The sequence below is a fragment of the Phenylobacterium sp. genome (genome assembly GCF_004799515.1).
GTDB lineage: Bacteria > Pseudomonadota > Alphaproteobacteria > Caulobacterales > Caulobacteraceae > Phenylobacterium.
Genome location: NZ_SSMX01000026.1, coordinates 294,074 through 316,648, shown reverse-complemented (window position 1 = coordinate 316,648; position 22,575 = coordinate 294,074). Strand labels below are relative to the sequence as shown.

Annotated in this window: 18 protein-coding genes and 2 pseudogenes; 7 read left to right on the top strand and 13 right to left on the bottom strand. The window is 71.2% G+C overall.

Going from position 1 to position 22,575, the window contains the following annotated elements; translation table 11 throughout:
- Nucleotides 1-84 precede the first annotated feature (84 nt).
- Nucleotides 85-1,410, top strand: a complete 1,326-nt coding sequence (locus E8A49_RS10905) for an alkaline phosphatase family protein (RefSeq protein ID WP_293380477.1) — start codon at nt 85-87, stop codon at nt 1,408-1,410.
- A gap of 18 nt (nt 1,411-1,428) precedes the next feature.
- Nucleotides 1,429-2,142, top strand: coding sequence for an MgtC/SapB family protein (locus E8A49_RS10900; RefSeq protein ID WP_293380474.1), 714 nt, complete (start codon nt 1,429-1,431; stop codon nt 2,140-2,142).
- Between the two features lie 10 nt (nt 2,143-2,152).
- Here the strand turns inward: E8A49_RS10900 and E8A49_RS10895 are convergent, their stop codons facing one another.
- Nucleotides 2,153-3,241: an alpha/beta fold hydrolase gene (locus E8A49_RS10895; RefSeq protein ID WP_293380471.1), complete on the bottom strand. Its 1,089-nt coding sequence runs from the start codon at nt 3,239-3,241 to the stop codon at nt 2,153-2,155.
- Between the two features lie 136 nt (nt 3,242-3,377).
- Between E8A49_RS10895 and E8A49_RS10890 the strand changes: the two genes are divergently transcribed.
- Nucleotides 3,378-4,019: a hypothetical protein gene (locus tag E8A49_RS10890; protein WP_293380468.1), complete on the top strand. Its 642-nt coding sequence runs from the start codon at nt 3,378-3,380 to the stop codon at nt 4,017-4,019.
- A gap of 59 nt (nt 4,020-4,078) precedes the next feature.
- On the opposite strand, the gene E8A49_RS10885 is transcribed toward E8A49_RS10890, so the two are convergent.
- Entirely contained in the window at nt 4,079-4,666 is a 588-nt protein-coding gene (locus E8A49_RS10885) for a TIGR00730 family Rossman fold protein (protein ID WP_293380465.1), read from the bottom strand.
- Between the two features lie 194 nt (nt 4,667-4,860).
- On the opposite strand from E8A49_RS10885, the pseudogene E8A49_RS10880 reads away from it, so the two are divergent.
- Together E8A49_RS10880 and E8A49_RS10875 are read left to right on the top strand one after the other, a co-directional pair.
- Nucleotides 4,861-5,052 (top strand): annotated as a pseudogene (locus E8A49_RS10880) (cold-shock protein); the annotation flags it as partial.
- A 186-nt stretch (nt 5,053-5,238) separates the two neighbouring features.
- Nucleotides 5,239-5,436 carry a cold-shock protein gene (locus E8A49_RS10875; RefSeq protein WP_293381028.1) on the top strand — a complete coding sequence of 66 codons (198 nt, stop codon included), beginning with the start codon at nt 5,239-5,241 and terminating at the stop codon, nt 5,434-5,436.
- Between the two features lie 42 nt (nt 5,437-5,478).
- Here E8A49_RS10875 and E8A49_RS10870 read toward each other — a convergent pair whose 3' ends face one another.
- Nucleotides 5,479-6,174, bottom strand: a complete 696-nt coding sequence (locus E8A49_RS10870; protein WP_293380462.1) for a DUF1345 domain-containing protein — start codon at nt 6,172-6,174, stop codon at nt 5,479-5,481.
- A gap of 150 nt (nt 6,175-6,324) precedes the next feature.
- Here E8A49_RS10870 and E8A49_RS10865 point away from each other — a divergent pair, with 150 nt between their 5' ends.
- Together E8A49_RS10865 and E8A49_RS10860 are read left to right on the top strand one after the other, a co-directional pair.
- Nucleotides 6,325-6,810, top strand: a complete 486-nt coding sequence (locus E8A49_RS10865; protein ID WP_293380459.1) for a DUF2076 family protein — start codon at nt 6,325-6,327, stop codon at nt 6,808-6,810.
- A gap of 137 nt (nt 6,811-6,947) precedes the next feature.
- Entirely contained in the window at nt 6,948-8,477 is a 1,530-nt protein-coding gene (locus E8A49_RS10860) for an EAL domain-containing protein (protein WP_293380456.1), read from the top strand.
- Here the strand turns inward: E8A49_RS10860 and ligA are convergent.
- The 10 genes and pseudogenes from ligA to murC form a co-directional block, all read right to left on the bottom strand.
- The gene (ligA, locus tag E8A49_RS10855; RefSeq protein WP_293380453.1) at nt 8,474-10,813 is read right to left on the bottom strand and encodes an NAD-dependent DNA ligase LigA; all 2,340 of its coding nucleotides are present in this window, start codon (nt 10,811-10,813) and stop codon (nt 8,474-8,476) included. The two genes, E8A49_RS10860 and ligA, sit on opposite strands and share 4 nt — an antisense overlap.
- A 21-nt stretch (nt 10,814-10,834) precedes the next feature.
- Entirely contained in the window at nt 10,835-12,532 is a 1,698-nt protein-coding gene (gene recN / locus E8A49_RS10850; RefSeq protein ID WP_293380450.1) for a DNA repair protein RecN, read from the bottom strand.
- A 345-nt stretch (nt 12,533-12,877) separates the two neighbouring features.
- Nucleotides 12,878-13,768 (bottom strand): annotated as a pseudogene (locus E8A49_RS10845) (outer membrane protein assembly factor BamD); the annotation flags it as partial.
- Between the two features lie 126 nt (nt 13,769-13,894).
- Entirely contained in the window at nt 13,895-14,803 is a 909-nt protein-coding gene (lpxC, locus tag E8A49_RS10840) for a UDP-3-O-acyl-N-acetylglucosamine deacetylase (protein ID WP_293380447.1), read from the bottom strand.
- A 220-nt stretch (nt 14,804-15,023) separates the two neighbouring features.
- Nucleotides 15,024-16,487 carry a cell division protein FtsZ gene (gene ftsZ / locus E8A49_RS10835; RefSeq protein WP_293380444.1) on the bottom strand — a complete coding sequence of 488 codons (1,464 nt, stop codon included), beginning with the start codon at nt 16,485-16,487 and terminating at the stop codon, nt 15,024-15,026.
- Between the two features lie 443 nt (nt 16,488-16,930).
- Nucleotides 16,931-18,310, bottom strand: coding sequence for a cell division protein FtsA (gene ftsA, locus E8A49_RS10830; RefSeq protein WP_293380441.1), 1,380 nt, complete (start codon nt 18,308-18,310; stop codon nt 16,931-16,933).
- A 21-nt stretch (nt 18,311-18,331) separates the two neighbouring features.
- Nucleotides 18,332-19,105: an FtsQ-type POTRA domain-containing protein gene (locus E8A49_RS10825; protein ID WP_293380438.1), complete on the bottom strand. Its 774-nt coding sequence runs from the start codon at nt 19,103-19,105 to the stop codon at nt 18,332-18,334.
- Nucleotides 19,106-19,208: 103 nt separating this feature from the next.
- Entirely contained in the window at nt 19,209-20,156 is a 948-nt protein-coding gene (locus tag E8A49_RS10820; protein WP_293380435.1) for a D-alanine--D-alanine ligase, read from the bottom strand.
- A gap of 56 nt (nt 20,157-20,212) precedes the next feature.
- A complete protein-coding gene (gene murB / locus E8A49_RS10815; protein WP_293380432.1) occupies nt 20,213-21,124 on the bottom strand; it encodes a UDP-N-acetylmuramate dehydrogenase in 912 nt (303 codons plus the stop codon).
- 13 nt (nt 21,125-21,137) lie between these two features.
- Entirely contained in the window at nt 21,138-22,571 is a 1,434-nt protein-coding gene (gene murC, locus E8A49_RS10810) for a UDP-N-acetylmuramate--L-alanine ligase (protein WP_293380429.1), read from the bottom strand.
- Nucleotides 22,572-22,575 lie beyond the last annotated feature (4 nt).

Below are 22,575 nucleotides of genomic sequence, written 5' to 3'. Positions count from 1 at the left end.
GCTGCGCCTTGGCCTTTGCAAAGAACCTGTCATCGTTCCGGGCCACAGCGGGGCGGCAGGGCTGAGGCGGGGGATTCGATGCGGGTGAAAGCGTTCGTGTGCGGACTGGCGGCGGCGCTCGCGGTTCCGGCGATGGCCGCGGCGGCCCCGGTGCTGATGATCTCCATCGACGGCCTGCGCCCCGCCGACGTGCTGGACGCCGACCAGCGCGGCCTGAAGCTGCCCAACCTGCGCAAGCTGGCCGCCGAGGGGATGTATGCGACCGGGGTCAGGAACGCCCTGCCCACCGTCACCTATCCGAACCACACGACCCTGATGACCGGCGTCTGGCCGGCCAAGCACGGCATCGCGGGCAACACCACCTTCGACCCGCTCGGCCAGAACCTGGGCGGCTGGTACTGGTACGCCAGCGACATCAAGGTCCCGACCCTCTGGGACGCCGCGCACCAGGCGGGCAAGAAGACCGCCTCGGTCTATTGGCCGGTCAGCGTCGGCGACGCGTCCATCGACTACGACATCCCGGAACTCTGGCGCGCCCACGTCGCCGAGGACGCCAAGCTGCTGAAGGCCGTCTCGACGCCCGGCCTGGTCGACCAGCTGGAGGCCGCGACCGGCCTGAAGCTCGTCCAGATGACCGAGGAGCTGCCGCAGAATAACGAGGCGCGCACAACCTTCACCGAGGCGCTGATCAAGGCCAAAAAACCCGCCTTCACCACCTTGCACCTCGCCGCCCTGGACCACGCCCAGCATGGCTTCGGCCCCGACACGCCGCAGTCGAAGGCGGTGCTGGAGCAGCTCGACGCCATGGTGGGCCGCCTGGTCGCCACGGCGCGGGCCGCCGAGCCCGGGATCGTTATCGCCGTCGTCTCCGACCACGGCTTCGCCCCTGTGCAGCATTCGGTGAACCTGGAGCAGGCCTTCGTGGACGCCGGCCTGATGTCGGCGGACGACAAGACCCACCGCATCACCTCGTGGGAGGCCGCGCCCTGGGGCGGCGCCTCGGCGGCCATCGTCCTGGCCAAGCCGGACGATCCGGCGCTGAAGGCCAGGGTCGAGGGCGTCCTGGCCAAGCTGGCCGCCAATCCGGACAACGGTGTCGCCCGCGTCGCCGACGCCGGCGAGATCGCCCGGATGGGCGGGACGCCGCAGGCCAGCTTCTGGGTCGACTTCAAGCCGGGCTATCAGGCGGGCGGACGGCCCGGCGGCCCGATGCTCGGCTCGGCCGGCGAGCGGGGCACCCACGGCTACTTCCCGGAGCATCCGGAGATGCGCGCCACCTTCATCCTGGCCGGCCCCGGCGTGCCCAAGAAGGGCGCCATCGGCGAGATCGACATGCGCGACATCGCCCCCACCGTCGCCAAGGTGCTGCAGGTCCAGTTGCCCAGCGCGGACGGCAAGCCGCTGTTCTAGCGACATGACCCACACCACATGACCTCCGCGGGCCTCGACCTCTCCCTGTCCCTGGACACCCTGGCGCGGCTGGGCGCGGCCTTCGTCCTGGGCGGCCTGATCGGGCTGGAGCGGCAGGTCCGCCAGCGCAACGCCGGCCTGCGCACCATGGTGCTGGTCTCGGTGGGCACCGCCGCCTTCGTCCACCTGGGCGACCGGCTGGCCGCGGCGGGCGGCGAGGCCAGTATCGTGGCCTATGTGGTGAGCGGCATCGGCTTCCTGGGAGCCGGCGTGATCATGAAGGAAGGCGCCCAGGTGCGTGGCTTGAACACGGCGGCGACGCTCTGGAGCACCGCGGCCGTCGGCGCCTTCGCCGGCGCGGGCCTGTTGGGCGAGGCGGCCGCGGCGGCGGTCTTCGTCCTGGCCGGCAACACCCTTCTGCGGCCCCTCGTCGACTATGTGAACCGCCGCCCGATCACGCCCGGCGAGACCGAAGCGCTCTACCAGGTGCACGTCACCTGCGCGCCGGCCGAGGCCCCTAGCGCCCGCGACCTGCTCTACGAGGAGCTGGAGCGCTACCACTATCCCGTGCGCGAGATCGAGGTGGTCTCCGAGGGCGACGAGATCGTCGAACTCGCCGCCACCCTGGTGCCCACCACCGCCAGCGCCGAGGACCTCGACGCCATCACCGCCCACCTGAACGCCCACGACGAGATCGAGGACGCCACCTGGACGGTCAGCACGACCTCGTAGGCGGGCCTCCCTACCCGCCCGAGCGCTTCAGAAGGTCGGCCAGGTCGTTCTGCCAGAAGACCGCCCAGGTGTGGGTGCCGTGGCCGTGGGTGTCGGGGCGGCAGGGGATCAGCACGAAGCGGCCGGCCTTCACCCGGCGGATCTCCACCTGCGCCAGGCCCAGCTCCGGCGGGTTGATGAAGTCGTCGCAGGAGTTCACCCAGGTCAGCGCCGCCTTGATCTTCTCCAGGTCCTTCGACGGGTCGTAGTCGCGCGAGGCCTGCAGCTGGTAGATCAGGTCGTTGGCCTCGGCGCCCTTCAGCCGCTGGGGCAGCTGCTGGGCGTACCAGGCGTTGACCTGCTCGCCCTTGGGCATCTCGATCTGCATCGGCCAGGCCGAGGCGCCGGCGATGATCAGCAGGTTCTCCGCCCCGCGCAGGCCCAGCTGCGGCTCATCCTTGTACTCGCCGCCCTGCCACGCCGGATCGGCCTCGATGGAGGTGACCGCCATCTCGCGCCACAGCCGGTTGCGGCCGGCGAGCTCCACCGCCTGGCAGGCCAGCGGCATCGCCGCCCTGGCCTCGTCCGGGTACATCTCGGCGTACATGAAGCTGTGCATGCAGCCCATGGAGGTGCCCATCACCAGACGCAGTTGCTGGACCCCCAGGGCGCCGCGGACGATGGCGTGCTCGGCCTCGACCATGTCGGTGTAGCCGTAGTGCGGGAAGCGCATGTGCAGGCCGTCGGAGGGCTTGGACGAGGCGCCGTGGCCGATGTCGTCGGGCATGATGACGAAGTACTTGGCGGGGTCCAGAACGCCGCCCGGCTTGAACAGCACGTCGGCGAACTGCGGGGCTGTGAACTGCTTCCCCGACCCGCCGGTGCCGTGCAGGACCAGCACCGCGTTGATCACATGGCCGGCGGCGTCCTTCTTCGGCTGGCCGATGGTGTAGTAGCGCAGCTTCAGCTCCGGCAGGGTCTCGCCCGAGCGGAAGTGGAAGTCCTTGATGGCGTAGTCATGCGGCTCGAAGGGCGGCGGCGCGGCCATCCCCGCTGTGGCCCCAAAGCCGGCGATGCAGCCGGCGACCAGGCCAGCCAAAAGTCCCGCAATCTTCCGCATTTTTCCGTGTCCCCGAACGCCCCGGCGCCAATCGGACGAGCCTAGCCGGGTCAGGCGCGATGCGGAACCTCCCTGCATCGACCCACGTTCTGCGGCCCGAAACGAGGGACAAACATCCCTTTACGAGGAGAGACCTATGCGTAAGCACATTCTGGCCGCCGGCATCGCCGCCGTGGCCCTGATCCCGTCCCTGGCCATGGCGCAGGAGACCTGCGAGCAGCGCAGCGCCAACCGCACCACCGGCACGGTGCTGGGCGTCCTGGGCGGCGCCCTGCTGGGCAACGCCATCGCCGGACACGGCGGCAAGGCGGGCGGCACGATCATCGGCGGCGTCGCCGGCGGCGTGGTCGGCTCGAACCTGGCCAAGGGCCCGCACGACTGCGTCCACGCCTACGGCTACTACGACAACGAAGGCGTCTGGCACGACAACCACGCCGACCGCGCCGTGGCCTATGGCTACTATGACCGCAGCGGCGTCTGGGTCGACGGCCCGCCGGTGGGCGTCGAGGGCTACGCCGCCGACGCGGCCTACACCAGCCGCGCCAACACCGTCGACGTCTCCACCCGCATCGACCGCATGCGTGGCTGGATCGACCACCAGCGCGACGACGGCGCCCTGTCGCACCGCGACGCGCGCATGGCGATGAACACCCTGGACGACATCAAGCGCGAGGAAAGCGACCGCCGCCGCGATGGGCGCCTCTCCGACCGCGACGAGGCCGCCCTGCAGGCCCGCCTCGACACCCTGTCGGACCAGGTCCACATGGACCGCCGCTAAATCCGGCCAGACCCTGACACCGCGAGGCCCTCGGCGCACGCCGGGGGCCTTTCGCACGCCTAGTACCGCTGCTCCACCGGCGCCACGCCCCACTTGGGCGGCGGCGGGACGTAGGTGCGGAAGGCCTCCAGCACGCCTTCGGTCCGCGGCGCGTAGATCAGCATGTCGACGTACTGCTGGGCGAGGAAGCCCTTATCGGCCATCTGCTGGATCGTGGCCCGCATCGGCTCGTAATAGCCGTTCACGCTGACGAAGCCGCAGGGCTTGGCGTGGAAGCCCAGGAGCGCCCAGGTCCACTGCTCGAAGATCTCCTCGAAAGTGCCCGGCCCGCCCGGCAGGCAGAGGAAGCCGTCGGCCAGCTCGGCCATGCCCCACTTGCGCTCGTGCATGGAGTTGACGACGCGCAGCTCCGTGAGTCCCCGGTGGCCGATCTCCTGGTTGACCAGGTCGGCGGGCATCACGCCGATCACCTTGCCGCCGGCGGCCAGCGCCGCGTCGGCCACGGCCCCCATCAGCCCCACCTTGCCGCCGCCGTAGACCAGGGTCAGGCCCGCTTGCGCGATCAGGGTCCCGGCCTTCACCGCCTCGTCAAGGAAGGCCGGATCGGTCCCGGTCGCGGAGCCGCAATAGACGCAGATGCTGTTCAACGGACCAGGTTCCCGCGAGGTCAACAAGCAAAAGGAGGGGCGCTCCAATAGGCCGATTGCGCTCTTCTGTCACGGCGCGGCTGGCCTCCTGGCATTTCGCCAGCTACATAGTTTGTCACGGACCGCCAAACTCGGGGTCCGGACGTCCTCGTTCTGAGGGCGGTGAGGCACTCTATCTCGGTTAGGTCAGGCGAATGGCGAGCGGCACGGTCAAGTGGTTCAATACCGCTAAGGGCTTTGGTTTCATCCAACCGGACGACGGCGGAAGCGACGTCTTCGTCCACATTTCAGCCGTCGAACAGGCAGGCCTTCGCGGCCTGAATGAAGGCGATCTGGTCAATTTCGAACTCGAGCAGGACCGGCGGTCCGGCAAGCTTTCGGCGGGCCAGCTGGTGGTCACCGGCCAGGGCGCGGCCCCGGCTCGTGGCGGCGGCGGCGGCGGCGGCTTCGACCGCCCGCGGGGCGGCGGCGGCGGCGGTTTCGACCGTCCGCGCGGCGGCGGCTTCGGCGGCGGCGGTGGCGGTGGCGGTGGGCGTCCTTCGGGCGATCCGGCCGGCGCCGGCTCGGGCACGGTGAAGTGGTTCAACCCCACCAAGGGGTTCGGCTTCATCCAGCCGAACGACGGCGGCCAGGATGTGTTCGTGCACATCTCGGCGGTGGAACAGGCGGGCCTGCGCGGCCTGAACGAAGGCCAGCACGTGGCCTACGACCTGGAAGCCGACCGTCGCAGCGGCAAGACCTCGGCGACGAACCTGCGGGTCAACGACTAGGCTAAGGCGCGCCTCCTCCGCCGCGAGGCGGAGGAGGTCTCGCTAGAACAACCCCGCCGTCAGGTTGATGGTGAGGGCGACGATGATCGTGTTGAACACGAAGGCCACCCCACAATGCACGGTGGCCAGCCGGCGCAGGCCGCGCGAGGTGATGTTGGCGTCCGCGGTGGCGCAGGCCACGCCGATCACCACGGAGAAATACAGGAAGTCCCAGTAGTCGGGCGGCTGATGGCCGGGGAACTCGATCCCCTCGGAATCGCTGGCCCCATCGTCCTCGTCCACCCCGTACCACTCGTGGGCGTAGTGCAGAGCGAAGATCATCTGCACCGTCAGCCAGGACGCCACCACGGTGATGAAGGCCAGGAGGATGTGCCCCGCCTTCAGGAAGCCGTGGGCGTCCTTGGCCAGCGACAGCTCCGCGCCGATCGCCCAGATGCTGGCCGCCGCCGCAGCCAGGGTCAGGGCCAGGATCACGCCGCGGCCCTCGTCGTCGATCTCCGCCTGGGCGCGGATGTCGGTGGGCGTGTGGCGCAGCATGTTCAGGAACATCAGCGTCAGAAAGGTCAGCGACAGCGCGTCCCAGGCCAGGATCGCCCGAGTGCTGGCGTGCATCTGCGGCGCGAGCCAGATGAGGGCGACGCCGACGATCGCGCCGGCCGCCGTGCCGGCGGTCAACCGTGGGCGCGGACCCAGCGGCCCCAGGAACCGCCGCCAGCCCAGGACTTCGGCGCGCGCCATCAAGAGCCTCCTCGGAACGCCGGCAGCATCGTGCGAGTCCGGCGGGCGGCGCTAGGCATACCGAAGCCCTGTGACGATCTTCGCGAGGCGCCAGCGCCCATGCTATGGCGAGGCGCCCAGATCTCGGCGTCCTAACCGGAGACCCGCCCCGTGACCCCCGACGAACGCGCCATCCTGCAAAGCTTCCTGTCCGACCTCGCCCAGACCCCGATCGTCACCAAGGACGCCGAGGCCGCGGCGATGATCGAGGACACGATCCGCGCCAACCCGAACGCAGCCTACCTCCTGGTGCAGCACGTCATCCTGGCCGACCAGGCCCTGCACGCCGCTCAGGCGCAGTTGGCGGCGCAGGGCGGGGCATCCAGTTCGTTCCTGGCCCCGCAGGCGAGCCCGCCGCCGGCGCCCGCGCCGCGGCCCAACGTCTGGGGCGATCCGGGCGGGACGATTGGCCAACCCGCTGGCTATGGCGCAGGTCCCTGGGCCGGCCAGGGCGGCGGCCCGGTGCAGTCGAGCCCCTTCGCCGCCAACAGCGGCCTGGGCGGCTTCCTGCGCAACGCCGGCCAGATGGCTGTCGGCGTGGCGGCCGGCGACTTCCTGTTCCAGGGCATCGAGAACATCTTCTCCCCGCGCTGGTAGCTCCAAAACTTCTCGCCAGCCGCGAAACCGGCGGTTAAGGGCGCTTGGGCTAGGGTGAGCCTCCACGCGAGGCCTCCGTCCTGCCCCTCAAGCCGCACCGACTGCTGGGATTCGCCTTCGCCAGCGCCGACCTCCTGGTGGAGATCGCGCCGAACGGGACGATCGACTTCGCCATGGGCGCCAGCGAGGCGCTGTCCGGAACCGCCGAGACCGCGCTCGTCGGCCACAACTGGGCCGACTTCATCGAGCCGGTCGACCGCAGGATGCTGGCCATGCTGCTGGAGGGCCTGGAGCCCGGACGCCGCGCCGGCCCGGTCATGGTGCGCCTGGCCGCTCCTGAACGGGCTGTGACGCTCACCGCGCTGCGCCTGCCGCAGAACCGGGGCGCGGTGTCCTGCGCCCTGGCCCAGGCCCGCTATGAGCCGGCGTTGTTCGAGGGCCGGCTGGCCGACCGCGCCGCCTTCGAGACCCTGACCCGCGACCTGCTGGGCGTCGCCAACGGCGCCGGCAAGGAGCTGGAGTTGTCGCTGGTGGAGCTGGCGGGCCTCAGCGCCGCGCGCAGCGGGAGCAGCCCCGACGCCCGCGAGGAGATGGAGGCCCAGCTCACCGCTCTCTTGCGCGCCCAGGCCTGGGGCGGCGCCGCGGCCACCGAGCTGGAGAACGACCGCTTCGCCCTGGTCCGCACCAAGGGCGAGACGCCGGACGCCTTCGCCGCGCGCCTGGGGCGGCTGATGGGCAAGGTCACCGCCGCGCCGATCGCTCCCAGCGCCGGCGCCATGGGCGTGGGCGGGATTGACCGGCCCCAGCAGGTGGTGCGCGCCCTGCGCTACGCCCTCGACGGCTATTCGCGCGAGGGATCGGCCTGGGAGATGCCGGCCAACCTGGCTGACGCGCTCAACCTGGCCATGGACAAGGCGCTCGCCGAGGCCGGCCTCCTGGGCGCGGCCATTTCCGACAAGACCTTCCGCCTGGCCTACCAGCCGGTGGTCGACCTCTACAGCCACAAGGTCCACCACTTCGAGGTGCTGGTGCGCTTCGGCGAGGATGAAAGCCCCTTCCCGCAGATCCGCATGGCCGAGGAGCTGGACCTGATCGAGGCCCTCGACTTCGCCATCCTGGAACGCGCCGTCGGCGTGCTGGCGCCGGATCCGGAGCTGAAGCTGGCGGTCAACGTCTCGGGCCGCACGATCATCAGCCCGGCCTACATCGAACGCGCTGTGAGGCTCGCCAAGGATCATCCGGAGATCTCCGGGCGGCTGATGTTCGAGCTGACCGAGAGCGCGGCCATCGACGACCTGGCGCTGGCCGACCGCCACCTGCAGGCCCTGCGGGAGGCCGGCTGCGAGGTCTGCCTGGACGACTTCGGCGCGGGCGCCGCCTCGCTGGCCTACCTGCAGCAGTTGCACTTGGACGTGCTCAAGATCGACGGGCGCTACATCCGCGACCTGCAGTTCGGCTCGCGCAGCGCCACCTTCGTCAAGCACCTGGTCGACATGTGCCGGGAGCTCGGCATGAAGACCCTGGCCGAGATGGTCGAGACCTCGACGGTGGAGGACGCGGTGCGCCGCGCCGGCGTCGACTTCGCCCAGGGCTGGCTCTACGGTCTCGCCGCCGACACGCCCACCGCGCCCGCGCCAAAGAACCAGTGGAAGGCCAAGGCCAGCTAGCCGGCCACCATCGCCAGCCACTCGTCCTCGCTGATCACCTGGACGCCCAGCTTGTTGGCTTCGGCCAGCTTGGAGCCGGCGCCGGGGCCGGCCACCACCAGGTCGGTCTTCTTCGACACCGAGCCGGAGACCTTGGCGCCCAGGGCCTCGGCCTGGGCCTTGGCCTCGTCGCGGGTCATCTTTTCCAGGGCGCCGGTGAAGACGATGGTCTTGCCGGCCACGGCGGTGTCGGTCTTCGGCCGCTCAGCCGGGATCACCCGCAGTTCGCGCATAAGGGCCTCGACCAGGGCGCGGTTGTGCGCCTCGCCGAAGAACTCCGCGATCATGCGCGCGGCCACCACGCCCACGGCGTCAACCCCGGAGAGCTCGTGGAAGGCCTCGCCCGGCGTCTGGGCGGCGGCCTCGAGCGCGGCGGCCTCGAAGGCGGCCCAGTCGCCGAACCGCAGCGCCAGCGCCGCGCGGGCCTTGGAATTGAGCTTGGGGATCGCCAGGCGCAGGTGCTCGTCCAGCGAGATCTCCGGCGGGATCAGCATCGGCTGGCGCGCGCGGGCGAAGGCCAGCACCGCCTCCACGGCCGTGGGGCCAAGGCCGTCGAGGTCGGAGAGCTCGGCGAACATCGCGCCCGCGATCTGGCCGGCGGCGGCTTCCGAGACCTCGACGAACCGCTCCACCGTCTCGAGGTGGCGGGCGAGCGCGAGCGAGGTGGTCTCGCCGATGTGGCGGATGCCCAGGCCGTAGATGAAGCGGTCGAGGGCGATGTCGCGGCGCGCCTCGATATTGGCCAGCAGGTTGCCGACGCTGGTCTCGCCGAACCGCTCGGTCTCCAGCAGTTCGGCGCGCTTCTCATGCAGGCGGAAGATGTCGGCGGGGCTCTCCAGCCAGCCACGCTCGGAAAACAGCGTCAGCTGCTTCTCGCCCAAGCCTTCGATGTCGAAGGCCCGGCGGCTGACGAAATGGCGCAGGTGGGCGAGCTTCTGGAACGGACAGGCGAACTCACCGGAGCAGCGGCGCACCACGGTCTCCGCCCCGGCCGCCGTGGTCTCGCGCACGATCTCGGTCGCCAGCGGGCACGGGCAGCGGGTCGGGAAGTCAAAGGGCGCCGCGTCCTTCGGCCGCTCCTCCAGCACCACGCTGACGATCTGCGGGATCACGTCGCCGGCGCGCTGCAGGATCACCGTGTCGCCGACGCGGACGTCCTTGCGGGCGATCTCGTCGGCGTTGTGCAGGGTGGCGTTCTCCACCACGACGCCGCCCACCGTCACCGGATGCAGCCGCGCGACCGGGGTGATCGCGCCGGTGCGGCCCACCTGGATGTCGATGGCCTCCAGGACGGTGCGCGCCTGCTGGGCGGGGAACTTGCGCGCGATGGCCCAGCGCGGGGTCCGCGTGATGAAGCCCAGCCGCTGCTGCCAGTCCAGGCGGTCGACCTTGTAGACCACCCCATCGATGTCGAAGGCCAGGTGCGGCCGCACGGCCTCCATGCGCGCATAGGCGGCCAGCAGGCCCGCGGCGTTCTCCACCCGCTCGCTCTGCGGCGTGGTCGAAAAGCCCCAGGCCGCGAGCTTGCCCAGCGCCTCCCACTGGGTCTCGGCGAACGGCCGGCTGAAGATCCCCCAGGCGTAGGCGAAGAAGGCCAGCGGCCGCGCGGCGGTGATCTTCGGGTCGATCTGGCGCAGCGACCCAGCCGCGGCGTTGCGGGGATTGGCGTAGGTCTTCTGCCCAGCCTCGGCGGCCGCAGCGTTCAGCGCGGCGAAGGCGTCGTGGCTGAGATAGACCTCGCCGCGCACCTCGATCGCATCCGGCCAGCCGTCCCCCGCCAACCGATGCGGGATGTCGGCGATGGTGCGGACGTTGGCGGTGACGTCCTCGCCCACCCGCCCGTCGCCGCGCGTGGCCGCCTGGACCAACTGACCGTTCTCGTAGCGGATCGAGCACGAGAGGCCGTCGATCTTCGGCTCGGCGGTATAGGCCACCGTCTCGTCGGCGGAGAGGCGCAGGAAGCGGCGGATGCGCGCGTCGAACTCGACGGCCTCCTCATCGGCGAAGGCGTTGTCGAGGCTGAGCATCGGCACGCCGTGCGTCACCGGCGAGAACTGCGCCGCCCGCGCCGCGCCCACCCGCAGGGACGGCGAGTCCTCGCGCACCAGCTCCGGGAAGCGCGCCTCGACGTCGAGGTTGCGCCGCTTCAGCGCATCGTACTCGCCGTCCGAGATCGTCGGCGCATCCTGCTGGTGATAGCGGATGTCGTGCCCGGCGATCTCCTCGGCCAGCCGCGCAAGTTCCGCGGCGGCTTCGTCGGGGGTGAGGTCGGCGACGGGCTTCATCACCTCACCCATAAATCGGCGCCATTCGCAGCGCTACGCCTTGATCAGCGCGCGGGCCGCGGCGCGGGCGGCGTCGGTGATCTCGGCGCCGGCGAGCATGCGGGCGAGTTCTTCCTCGCGCTCGGCGGTGGCGAGCGGCTCGACCGTGGTGCGCAGGCGCTCGCCCTCGCCGGCCTTCGCGATGCGCCAGTGGGCGTCGCCCCGCGCGGCCACCTGCGGGGAGTGGGTGACCACCAGCACCTGGGCTTCATCCGCCAGGCGCTTCAGGCGCAGGCCCACGGCGTCGGCGACCGCGCCGCCCACGCCCTGGTCCACCTCGTCGAAGATCATCAGCGGCTGCGGCCCCGCGCCGCGCCCCGCCAGAGCCGCTTTCAGGGCCAGCGCGAAGCGGGCCAGCTCGCCGCCCGAGGCGATGGCGCCCAGGTCCCCGAACGGCGCGCCGGGGTTGGTGGCGATCTCGAAGGCCACCCGGTCGAGGCCGTTGGGTCCGGCCTTGTCCTCCGCCAGGCCCGCGACGGCGACGCGGAAGCGGGCCTTGTCGAGCTTGAGCGGGGCCAGTTCGGCCATCACCGCGCCGGCCAGCCGTTCGCCGGCGGCGGCGCGCGAGGCGGAAAGCTCGCCGGCGGCGGCCAGATAGGCCTCGCGGGCGGCGGCCAGGGCGCCCTCCGCGGCCTTCAGGGCGTCGGCCGAGCTTTCCACCGCCTGCAGCCGTTCGGCGAAGCGGGCGCGCAGGGTCGGCAGGGTCTCGACGCTGACGCCCAGCTTGCGGGCCAGGCCCCGCAGGTCGAACAGCCGCTCCTCGGCCTTTTCCAGGCGATCGGGCTCGAAGTCGAAGGCCTCCGCGGCGGCGTCGACCGCCGCCTCGGCCTCGGCGGCCTCGATCAGCACCCGGTCGAGCGCGGCGGAGGCTTCCGTCAGGCGTTTCACCGCAGCCCCGCCCTCCGCCGCACCGGCCAGCAGCGCCCGCTCGCGCGCACGGTCCAGGGCCCGGACGGCGGCGGCTGTGCGCGGCGCCAGGCCGTCGAACACCTCGCGCGCGGCGGCGATGTCGGCGATGGCCTTCTCCGCCGCGCCCAGGATGGCGCGCTCTTCGGCCAGCTCCGCCTCCTCGCCCTCGCGTGGGTCGAGCCGGTCGAGTTCGGCCAGGCGAAGGGTCAGCTCCTCCGTCTCGGCGTCGGCGCGGGCGACCTCGGCGCGCAGGGCCTCCACGGCCTCCTTCGCCGCGCGCCAGGCCCGCCAGCGCTCGGCCGCCGCCCTGCCCTGCGGCTCCAGCCCGCCGAAGGCGTCGAGCAGTGGGCGATGGGTGCGCGCGTCGAGCAGGCCCACGGTCTCGTGCTGGCCGTGCACTTCCAGCAGCGCCTCGCCGATCTCCTTCAGCACGCCGACGCCGGTCGCCTGGTCGTTGACGAAGCCGCGGCTGCGGCCATCGGCCGACAGCGTGCGGCGCAGGACCAGGTCCTCGTCGCGGGCGTAGCTCAAACCCTTCTCTTCCAGCAGGTCCCAGACCGGATGGGTGGGCGCGGGGGCGAACACCGCCGAGGCCGCCGCCTGGGCCGCGCCGCGGCGCACCAGCCCGGCCTCGGCCCGCGCGCCCACCGCCAGGCCCAGGGCGTCGAGCACGATCGACTTGCCGGCCCCGGTCTCGCCGGTCAGCACGGTCAGGCCCGGCCCGATGGACAGGTCCAGGGCCTCGATCAGGACAACGTCGCGGATCCACAATCCGATCAGCATCGCGCGGCCTCGAATCGGCGGCCAGACGGCGCCGCCGCCGGCATTTGATCACTTTTTGTTCTCATAGCCAACCGGGCGCAATCACCTGCGCCCGGCGGAAGATGTCGAGAGCTATGGGCCCGTCGGCGCGGAGGTGACCGGCGTCGGGGTGGGATCCGGTTGCGGCGCGCTCTCGTCGGTCTTGCCGCCGCCGGTGAACGGGATGTGGAAGAAGCTGCGCTTCTTCTTCGGCGGCGTAGCCGGCGCATCGTCAGCATCCGGGGTCGGCGCGGCGGCAGGCGCGAGCGGCGCCGCGCCGTCGGGCTTCTTCGTCGCCAGCGCCGCGGCCGCGGTCGGGTTGTCGCCGCCCGGCGGGGCGATGGTGGTCGACTTGTCCTTGGTGAAGGCGGCGTGGAAGACGCTGCGCTTGGAGACGACCGTCGGCACCTCCTGCGGGCGCAGGCCCTTGGACGTCAGCAGGGCGTAGGCGTCGCTATACCAGCGGTCCCCAGGGTAGTTGTAGCCCAGCACCGCGCCGTTCTTCGACGCCTCGTCGGTGAGGCCCAGGGTCAGATAGGCCTCCACCAGGCGGTATAGCGCCTCGGGGGCGTCGCTGGTGGTCTGATAGCGTTCGACCACGGTCTTGAAGCGGTTGATGGCGGCGAGCGTGTCGTTCTGGCGCAGGTACCAGCGGCCGATGTTCATTTCCTTGCCGGCCAGCTGGTCGTTGACCATGTCGATCTTCAGCCGGGCGTCGAGGGCGTATTCGGTGTGCGGATAGCGCGAGACCACCTCGCGCAGGTTCTCCAGCGCCTCGCCGGTGGCGGCCTGGTCGCGGCCGACGTCGACGATCTGCTCGAAGTAGCAGATGGCCTTCAGATAGTGGGCGTAGGGCGCGGCCGCATTGCCGGGATAGAGCGACAGGAAGCGGTCGGCGTCGGCGATCGCCTCGTCATAGTTGTTGGCCTGATAGTGGGCGAAGGCCTGCATCAGGATCGAGCGGCGCGACCACTCCGAATAGGGGTGCTGGCGCTCCACTTCCTGGAAGTACTCGACCGCCTGGTTCCACAGGTGCCGGTCCATGCGGTCGGCGCCGGTGGAATAGAGCAGCTCCACCGGCCGCTCCTCATAGGCGAGCTTGGCCTTTGGCGCGGGCTTATGGATGCCGCCGCAGCCGGCGACAGCCATGCCGCAAAGAATGGCGACGAGCGCCCCCTTGGTGAACGCTTGGGGGCGAGCCCACGAATTGCGAAGCAAGAACACCTTCACCTCAATAGACGACGCGCGCCCCCACGCGGAACATCGCTTCTACACCAGGGCGTGGACGGCGCAAACGAAGGCCGCGCGCCTGCGACCACGCGGCGCCCGATCCTGGCGTTTTAATCAGACCGCGACGTCGATTTCGTCGGCGAAGGTGACGACGCGCCAGGCGTCGGGCCGCGCGGCCAGCGCCCGGACGAGCTGGTTGTTGATGCCGTGGCCGGCAAGTTCGCCCTCGAATCGGCCGAGGATCGGCGCGCCCAGGACATAGAGGTCGCCGATGGCGTCCAGCGCCTTGTGGCGCACGAACTCGTCGGGGCGGCGCAGGCCCTCCGGGTTCAGCACCCGGTCGCCCTCGATCACCACGCAGTTGTCCATGGTGCCGCCGCGGGCCAGGCCCATGGCGCGCAGAGCCTCGACCTCGTGCAGGAAGCCGAAGGTGCGGCAGTCGGCGAGTTCGCGCCGGAAGGCCGCCTCGTCCATCGCCAGGTCGATCTCCTGGCGGCCGATGACGGCGGTCGGGAACTCGATGGCGAAGGCCACTTCGAAGCGCATGGCCGGCTTCAGCGCCGCGCGCTTGTCGCCGTCGGTGACCTCGACGGTGTCGATGAGTTCGATGAACCGGCGTGCGGCGGCCTGCGGGCGGCGGCCGGCGCGGTCGAGGATCTTCAGGAACGGCCAGGACGAGCCGTCCATGATCGGCATCTCTGGCCCGTCCAGCTCGACCACGGCGTTGTCGATGCCCGACATGACCAGGGCGGCCATCAGGTGCTCGATGGTGGCGACGGTGACGCCGGCGGCGTTGGTTATCACGGTGCCGAGCTGGGTCTTGCAGACCGCCTCGGGGCTGACCGGCACGCGGTTGTCGCGGTCGGTGACGTCGAGGCGCACAAAGACCACGCCCGCGTCGGTCTCGGCGGGCCGCACGGCGACCTGGGTGTATTCGCCGGTGTGCACGCCCACGCCGGCGAACAGCGCCGGAGACTTGACCGTGTGCTGGAAGGCGCCGCTCTGGAACCCGTCTGCCGCCACGCTGGACCTTCCCCTGGTGCTCGCCCCGGAACGCCGGGACCCTGAACTGGGGCGCCGGCCCCAAAACCGAGGGGCGCCCAGTCCTGCGTTAAGCAAGCTGGTGCGCCGCAGCAAAACAATCCCTGTTTCGCAATGTTTCGGTTAACGGAGTCCGAAAACGAAGGACGCCGCGGAAGCCTTTCAGCCACCGCGGCGCCATCGGTTTTATTTGGCTTTACAGCTAGTTCGCGAGGCGGCGCAGGAAGGACGGGATCTCGAGGTCTTCGCCCTGCTGGGCTTCTTCCTGCGGCGCAGCGGCTTCCAGCGGCTGGGCCCCGCCGCGCACCGGCGCCGCGCGCGGAGCCGGCGCGTGAGCGGCCGGCTGCGGGGCGTCATAGCGGGGGCGGCCGCCGAACAGGCTCAGGAACCCGCCGCGGGGCTTCCGCTCCTCATAGGCCGGCTCGGCGAACAGCGGCTCGTCCTGCGGCTCGGCGACGGCCGGGTCGACGATGCGGGCGATCGGCTGGACCACCACCGGCGCGGGCGCCGGCGCGGCGGCCACGGGGGCCGAGTAGAGGTCGGGCTGCTCTTCCTCGACGGGCGCGGCGGCCAGCACGGGCTCCGCGACCGGTTCCGGCGCGAGCGGCGCGGCGGCGGACGCGTAGGAGGTTTCCGGCACGCGCAGGGGCGGCGCGGTCATTGGCCGGCGCTCGAGCTTGGGCTCGATGGCGGCGATCGAGGCGCCATCCATGCCGGTGGCCACCACGCTGACGCGGATCATGCCGTCCAGCGACGGGTCGAAGGCCGCGCCGAAGATGATGTTGGCTTCCGGATCGACCTGCTCGGAGATGGCGTTGGCCGCCTCGTCGACTTCCAAGAGGGTCATGTCGAGGCCGCCGGTGACGTTGACCAGCACGGCCTTGGCCCCCTTCAGCGAGACCTCGTCGAGCAGCGGGTTCTGGATGGCGTTCTGGGCGGCCATCAGGGCGCGGTCGTCGCCCGTCGCCTCGCCGGTGCCCATCATCGCCTTGCCCATCTCGGTCATCACCGTACGGACGTCGGCGAAGTCGAGGTTGATCAGGCCCGGCAGCACCATCAGGTCGGTGATCGAGCGCACGCCCGAGTGCAGCACCTGGTCGGCCATGCCGAAGGCCTCGGCGAAGGTGGTCCGCTCGTTGGCGACCCGGAACAGGTTCTGGTTGGGGATGACGATCAGGGTGTCGACGTAGCGCTGCAGCTCGGCGATGCCGGCGTCGGCCAGGCGCATCCGGTGGCGGCCCTCGAAGTGGAAGGGCTTGGTGACCACGCCCACCGTCAGGATGCCGCGCTCGCGGGCGCACTTGGCGATGATCGGCGCGGCGCCGGTCCCGGTGCCGCCGCCCATGCCGGCGGTGATGAACACCATGTGGGCGCCGTCGAGATGCTCGCCGATCTCCGGGATGCTCTCCTCAGCGGCGCTCATGCCGATCTCGGGATGGGCGCCGGCGCCGAGCCCCTGGGTCGCCAGGACGCCAAGTTGCACGCGGCGCTCGGTCTTGGCGAACTGGAGCTGCTGGGCGTCGGTGTTGGCGACGACGAACTCGACGCCTTCCAGCCCGGCCTCGATCATGTTGTTGACCGCGTTGCCGCCGGCCCCACCCACGCCAAAGACGACGATGCGCGGCTTCAGCTCAGTGGCGCGCGGCGCAGTAAGAGCGATAGTCATGGGACCCCTTCCCAAAAACAGTTCGGCCCAAATCGGCTCGGGCGCCCCGCGAAACCCGCCTCGCGATGCGCCGTTCGTAACGATGCGTTAAGTACGCGCTCAGACCCTTAATTGAGCGTTAACCGCATATCGTGAGTCGCGAGCGCGTCGAGCGCTGCCATTCAGGAAAAATCCCCTTGCGTCACAAGGCGTAAGCCGAATCAGGCGCCGCCTGCGGCGTTCCGGCTCGCCTGTGGAAAGCGGGGATCGTTCGTTAAGCTGTCCCGAGAGCGGCCGGTTAACGCAGCGTCCGCCCTCCGCCGATCCGGGCGCCGGCAAGGGCGCCGGGGCCGGCAAGGTCGGCGCCGCGCCGGAACCGGCGACCTGGGCGCTGATGCTGGCGGCATCGGCGTGGCCCCGCGCCGCGGTCGCGGAGCGCCCCAGACCGCCTGGACGTTTTCGGCCTAGAGGTTCTCGCGCAGCCAGCTGGCGGCCTTGGCCACCGGGTTGGCGCGGGGGTCGAGCGGCTCGCGGCGCAGCTTGGCGGAGGCGAGCGCCTTGGCGCTGACCGCCTCGCGCGGGCCGAAGGCGGCGCGGTGCAGGATGCCGGCGGCGGCGGTGAAGGCCGGGCCGGAGGCGGCGTCGGCCAGGTGCGGCACCCGGCGCGGCCGCCCTAAGCGCACCGGACGGTCGAACACGCGCACGGCCACTTCCCGCACGCCGGCCAGCTGGCTGGCCCCGCCGGTCAGCACCAGGCCCGCGCCCGGCTCGATGGGCGCGCCGGAAGCCTTCAACCGGTCGCGCAGCAGCTCCAGGGTCTCTTCCACGCGCGGGGCGATGATGCCCTTCAGCAGGCTGCGCGGGGCGATGACCGGGCCCGCGCCGGGATCGTCGCCGCGCGGCGGCGCCTCGATCATCTCGCGGTCCTCGTTGGCCGAGGCGATGGCCGAACCGTGCAGGGTCTTGATCCGCTCGGCGCCGGCGATGGAGGTGGACAGGCCGCGCGCGATGTCCTGGGTCACGTGCTGGCCGCCCACCGGCACGGTCTCGACGTGCACCAGGGAGCCGGCGTTGAACACCGCCGCCGAGGTCGAGCCGCCGCCCATGTCGATGCAGACGCTTCCCAGGTCCATCTCGTCCTCCTCCAGCGCCGCGAGCGCGGAGACGAAGGGGGCGGCGACCACGCCGTCGAACTGCAGGTGGGCGCGCTCGATGCAGGCGCCCAGGGTCTGGAACACGGCCTCGGAGACCGAGACCACCAGGAGCTCGACGCCCAGGGTGCGGCCGAACATGGCGCGCGGATCGCGCACCCCGCCCTGCCCGTCCACGCTCCAGGCGATCGGCAGGATGTGGGCGGCGCGGCGCCCCGGCAGCTTGATCTGGGCCAGCGCGTGGCTGATGGCGCGCACCAGGTCGTTGTCGCCGATCGGCCGCGCGCCGATGGAGACGCGCCCCGACACGCGGGCGGAGGTGAGCTGGCCGCCGGCGGTGGCGACGGTGACGCCCTGGACATTGACGCCGGCCACGTTCTCAGCCCGCTCGACGGCCTGGGCGATAGCTTCCGACGCCTCGTCGAGGTTGACGATGGCGCCGCCGCGCACGCCGCGCGACTGGACATAGCCGACGCCGGCGGTGGTCAGCGTCCGGTCGCCCTTGCGCACGCCGTCCGGCTTCATGATGAAGCAGGTGACCTTCGATGCGCCCAGGTCGACGGCGGCGACCACCGGCGGACGCGACAGCGCCGCCTTCAGCCCATCGCGGCCGCCGTCCTTCTTGCCGCTGGCCGGGTCGGCGAAGCGGCGCGCCTCGACGGGGGCTTCGGCTCGGGTCGCGAACTTGAGCATCTTAAAAGGCTTCCATCTACGTCAGAGCCCGGCCGCGGTCGGCAGGGCGTAGGTTTGGGTCTGCAGGGCCTGGACCTGGCGCGGACGCACCGAGATCACGTCGGGATTGCGCAGGTCGATCCGGTCGAAGCCGAGCTCCAGGACCCGCGAGCGTTGGTCGAGGCGCTCCAGCTGCATCAGCGCCGCGTCCACGCCGTCGGCGGGCAGCTGGATCAGCGAGCCGTCCTTCATGCGCACGTCCCAGCGGCGGTCGTCGACGCGCACCAGGGCGTCCATCTGGCCGATCAGGCGCGGGCGCTGGGCGATCACCGGCAGGATCTCCGGCGCGTGGTCGGCCGCGCCCTCGCCCACCACCAGCGGCAGGGTGGCGAAGCGGGCTGGATCGGCTTCCTTGATCACCTGGCCATGGTCGTCGATGACGAACTGGCGGCCGGCGTGCTGCCAGACGGCGAGCTGGCGGTGCTCGACCACCGAGACCACGAGAGTGTCGGGCAGGAGGCGCACGACGCGGGCCTCCTTCACCCAGCCCACGCGCTGGACGTTCTGGCGCAGGCCGTCGAGGTCGAGGCCCAGCATCGGCTGATTGCGGTAGACGCCGGCGGCCTTGACGATGTCGGCGGTGGCCATGGGCGAGGCGCCCTGCACCTCGATGGTCTTCAGCCGGAAGCCCGCCGCGCCGAAACGGTTGTCGATCCCGGAGCCGATCGCCGCGACCATGCGCTGGCCGCGGTGGCCGGTGGCGAGGGTCGCGCCCAGCGCCAGCGCCAGCACCGCGACGGCGCCGGCGAGCGCCACCCGGGGCGACAGGCCATGCGCCGCCTCGGCGCCCGCCCGCCGCGCGGCCGCGGCCGGAGCTGGGCGCGGCGCCTTGGGAGGTGTTTTCGCGGAGGGTTTCGCCCTAGGCCGGCTTCCCCCCCGCACCGCCGCGGGCATACGCGTCCTCCGTGATCCAAAGCACCAGAGCGTCGAAATCCACGCCCTGCTGCGCCGCCTGCTCGGGGACGAGCGAAGTGGGCGTCATGCCGGGCTGGGTGTTGACCTCAAGGAGGACCAGAACGTCGTTAACATCGTCATAACGCAGATCGGCCCGGGTAACCCCTCGGCAACCCAGGGCGGCATGCGCCAACTCACACATTCGCAGAGCCCTTTCAAAGGCTTGGGTGGGTATTTTGGCCGGCACGATGTGCGTCGATCCGCCGTCGGCGTACTTGGCCTCGTAGTCATAAAAACCTGTGCGCGGAATGATGTCGGTGACGGTCATCGCCTTTCCGTCCATCACGCCCACGGCGAGTTCGCGCCCGGCGACGTAAGGCTCGATCATCACCTGCTCGCCGAAGGTCCAGGACGGGGCCACGATCTCCTGCGGCGGGCGGTTTGCGCCTTCGAAGACCAGGAAGACCCCGACGGAGGAGCCCTCGGCGTTCGGCTTGACCACATAGGGCGGCGCCATGACGTGCTCGGCCGCCGCCTCGAAGCGGTTGAAGAGGCCGCCGCCCGGCACCGTCACCCCCGCCGCGGCCAGCACCGCCTTGGCCTTGGCCTTGTCCATGGCCAACGCCGAGGCCAGCACGCCGGAGTGGCTGTAGGGCAGGCCCAGCGTCTCCAGCACCCCCTGGACGCAGCCGTCCTCGCCCCACTCGCCATGCAGGGCGTTGAAGCAGACATCGGGCTTCAGCGCGCTCAGCACCTGGGCCAGGTCGCGGCCGGCGTCGACGCGGCTGACCTTGGCGCCCAGCCGCTCCAGGGCCGCGGCGCATTCGCGGCCGGAGACCAGGCTCACCTCCCGCTCGGCGGAAAGCCCGCCCATCAGCACGGCGACATGGTGTCCGGAAAGCGGTGTGGGCATGGGAGACTCGTCAGGACGGAGATTGTGGATGGCGGTGACCGAGCCGCCGCGCCGGGTCAAGCGGAAGCGGGCCGTCCGATCCGCTTGATCTCCCATTCCAGCTCGACGCCGGTCTTGGCGTGCACGTCGGCGCGGACCGCCTCGCCCAGCCCTTCCAGGTCGGCGGCGGCGGCCTCGCCGGTGTTGATCAGGAAGTTGGCGTGCAGGGGCGAGAACATCGCCCCGCCAAAGGGTTTGCCGCGCCAACCCGCCTCGTCGATCAGCTTCCACGACGACTGGCCGGGCGGGTTCTTGAAGGTCGAGCCGCCGGTCTTCTCGCGGATCGGCTGGGTCTGTTCCCGCCGGGCGGTGATCTCGTCCATCCGCGCCATGATGGCCGCCGGATCGTCGGGCCGGCCCTCGAACAAGCCGCCCAGGAACACCAGCGGCTCGGCCGCCGCGCGGGCGGATTTGCGGTAGCTGTAGCCGAGCTCGGCGTTGGACAGCGTCAGCCGCCGGCCCGCGCGGTCGAGCGCATAGGCCTCGACCAGCACGTCCTTGGTCTCCGCCCCGTAGCAGCCGGCGTTCATCACCAGGGCGCCGCCCACCGAGCCCGGCACGCCGCGGTAGAACTCCAGCCCGGCGATCCCGGCCTTGGCCGCCTCCCGCGCCAAGTTGGCGTCCAGCGCCGCGGCGCCGGCGAAGATACGGCTGCCCCCGCGCGGCTCGACCGTGGCGAAGGCCTTCCCCAGGCGGATCACCACGCCCTCGACGCCACCATCGCGCACCAGGGTGTTGGAGCCCACGCCCAGCAGGGTTACGGGAACCGCTGTATCCAGCGCCGCCAGGAAGTCCGCCAGATCCGCCTCGTCCTGCGGCAGGAACAGGACGTCGGCCGGCCCGCCCACCCGCAGCCAGGTGAAGGGCGCCAGCGGCTCGTCGCGCAGCAGCCGCCCGCGGACTGTCGGCAGGGCGTCCTGCCAGCTCATGCCGCCGCCCGCCTCATTCGGCGGCCAAGGCTGTGAGCTGCTCGGGCAGGGCATAGGCCCAGGCCGTGATGTCGCCGGCGCCCAGCAGGATGACGAGGTCGCCCGGCCGCGCCTCCTGGCGGATCAGCGCGGGGAGTTCGGCGGGGCTGTCCAGGGTCAGCACCCGGCGGTGGCCGTAGCGGCCCAGGCCCGCCGCCAGGGCGTCGCGGTCGACCCCTTCGATTGGCGCTTCGCCCGCGGCGTAGACGTCGGCCACGATCACCACGTCGGCGTCGTTGAAGCCATGGCAGAAATCGTCGAACAGGTCGGCGAGGCGCGAATAGCGGTGCGGCTGGACCACCGCGATCACCCGGCCCTCGGTCACCGCCCGGGCGGCCTTCAGCACCGCGGCGATCTCCACCGGATGGTGGCCGTAGTCGTCGATGATGCGCACGCCGTTCGCGACGCCGGTGGTGGTGAAGCGCCGCCGCACCCCGCCGAAGCCGGCCAGGCCCTGGCGGATGTCCTCGGCGCCGACGCCCAGTTCGCGGGCCACGGCGATCGCCGCCAGGGCGTTCATGGCGTTGTGATGCCCCGCCATCGGCAGGCGCAGGCCTTCGTAGCGGATCGTCTCCGCGTCGCCGCCGGCCGCCTGGGGATGCGGCTGCACCACCACGTCGAAGCGGCAGCCGTCGGGGCCCATCTCGATCCCTTCGGCGCGGACCTCCGCCTGCGGATTGACGCCATAGGTCACCAGACGGCGGTTCTCCACGCGGCTGGCCATGGCCTGGACCTCCGGATGGTCGGTGCAGACCGCGGCGAAGCCGTAGAACGGGATGTTCTCCACGAAGTCGCGGAAGGCCTTCTTCACCGCGTCGAAATCGCCGTAGTGGTCGAGGTGCTCGGGGTCGATGTTGGTGACCACGGCCACGGTGGAGCGCAGCTTCAGGAAGGTGCCGTCGCTCTCGTCGGCCTCGACCACGATCCAGTCGCCGGCGCCGACCTTGGCGTTGGTCCCGTAGGCGTTGATGATCCCGCCGTTGACCACCGTGGGGTCCAGGCCGCCGGCGTCCAGCAGGGCCGCGACCATCGAGGTAGTCGTCGTCTTGCCGTGCGTGCCGCCCACCGCCACGGAGAACTGCAGCCGCATCAGCTCGGCCAGCATCTCGGCGCGGCGCACCAGCGGCAGGCGCCGCTCGCGGCCGGCGACCATCTCCGGATTGTCCGCCTTGACGGCGGTCGAATAGACGACGGCGGAGGCGCCGTCGACGTGGCCGGCGTCGTGGCCGATGAACACCTTGGCGCCCAGCTTCTCCAGCCGTTCGGTGTTGGCGCTGGCCTTGGCGTCGGAGCCCTGCACTTGGTAGCCGATGCGCAGCATGATCTCGGCGATGCCGCTCATGCCGATGCCCCCGATGCCGATGAAGTGCACGGGGCCGATGTCGAAGGGCACGGGGCGGCGGGTCATGGCT

What these genes read in the sequence shown, in the direction of transcription:
- E8A49_RS10900 (WP_293380474.1), top strand. Translation starts at nt 1,429, where the DNA reads ATGACCTCCGCGGGCCTCGACCTCTCCCTGTCCCTGGACACCCTGGCG.
- E8A49_RS10895 (WP_293380471.1), bottom strand. Translation starts at nt 3,241, where the DNA reads ATGCGGAAGATTGCGGGACTTTTGGCTGGCCTGGTCGCCGGCTGCATC.
- E8A49_RS10890 (WP_293380468.1), top strand. Translation starts at nt 3,378, where the DNA reads ATGCGTAAGCACATTCTGGCCGCCGGCATCGCCGCCGTGGCCCTGATC.
- E8A49_RS10870 (WP_293380462.1), bottom strand. Translation starts at nt 6,174, where the DNA reads ATGGCGCGCGCCGAAGTCCTGGGCTGGCGGCGGTTCCTGGGGCCGCTG.
- ligA (WP_293380453.1), bottom strand. Translation starts at nt 10,813, where the DNA reads ATGGGTGAGGTGATGAAGCCCGTCGCCGACCTCACCCCCGACGAAGCC.
- recN (WP_293380450.1), bottom strand. Translation starts at nt 12,532, where the DNA reads ATGCTGATCGGATTGTGGATCCGCGACGTTGTCCTGATCGAGGCCCTG.
- ftsZ (WP_293380444.1), bottom strand. Translation starts at nt 16,487, where the DNA reads ATGACTATCGCTCTTACTGCGCCGCGCGCCACTGAGCTGAAGCCGCGC.
- ftsA (WP_293380441.1), bottom strand. Translation starts at nt 18,310, where the DNA reads ATGCTCAAGTTCGCGACCCGAGCCGAAGCCCCCGTCGAGGCGCGCCGC.
- E8A49_RS10820 (WP_293380435.1), bottom strand. Translation starts at nt 20,156, where the DNA reads ATGCCCACACCGCTTTCCGGACACCATGTCGCCGTGCTGATGGGCGGG.
- murB (WP_293380432.1), bottom strand. Translation starts at nt 21,124, where the DNA reads ATGAGCTGGCAGGACGCCCTGCCGACAGTCCGCGGGCGGCTGCTGCGC.
- murC (WP_293380429.1), bottom strand. Translation starts at nt 22,571, where the DNA reads ATGACCCGCCGCCCCGTGCCCTTCGACATCGGCCCCGTGCACTTCATC.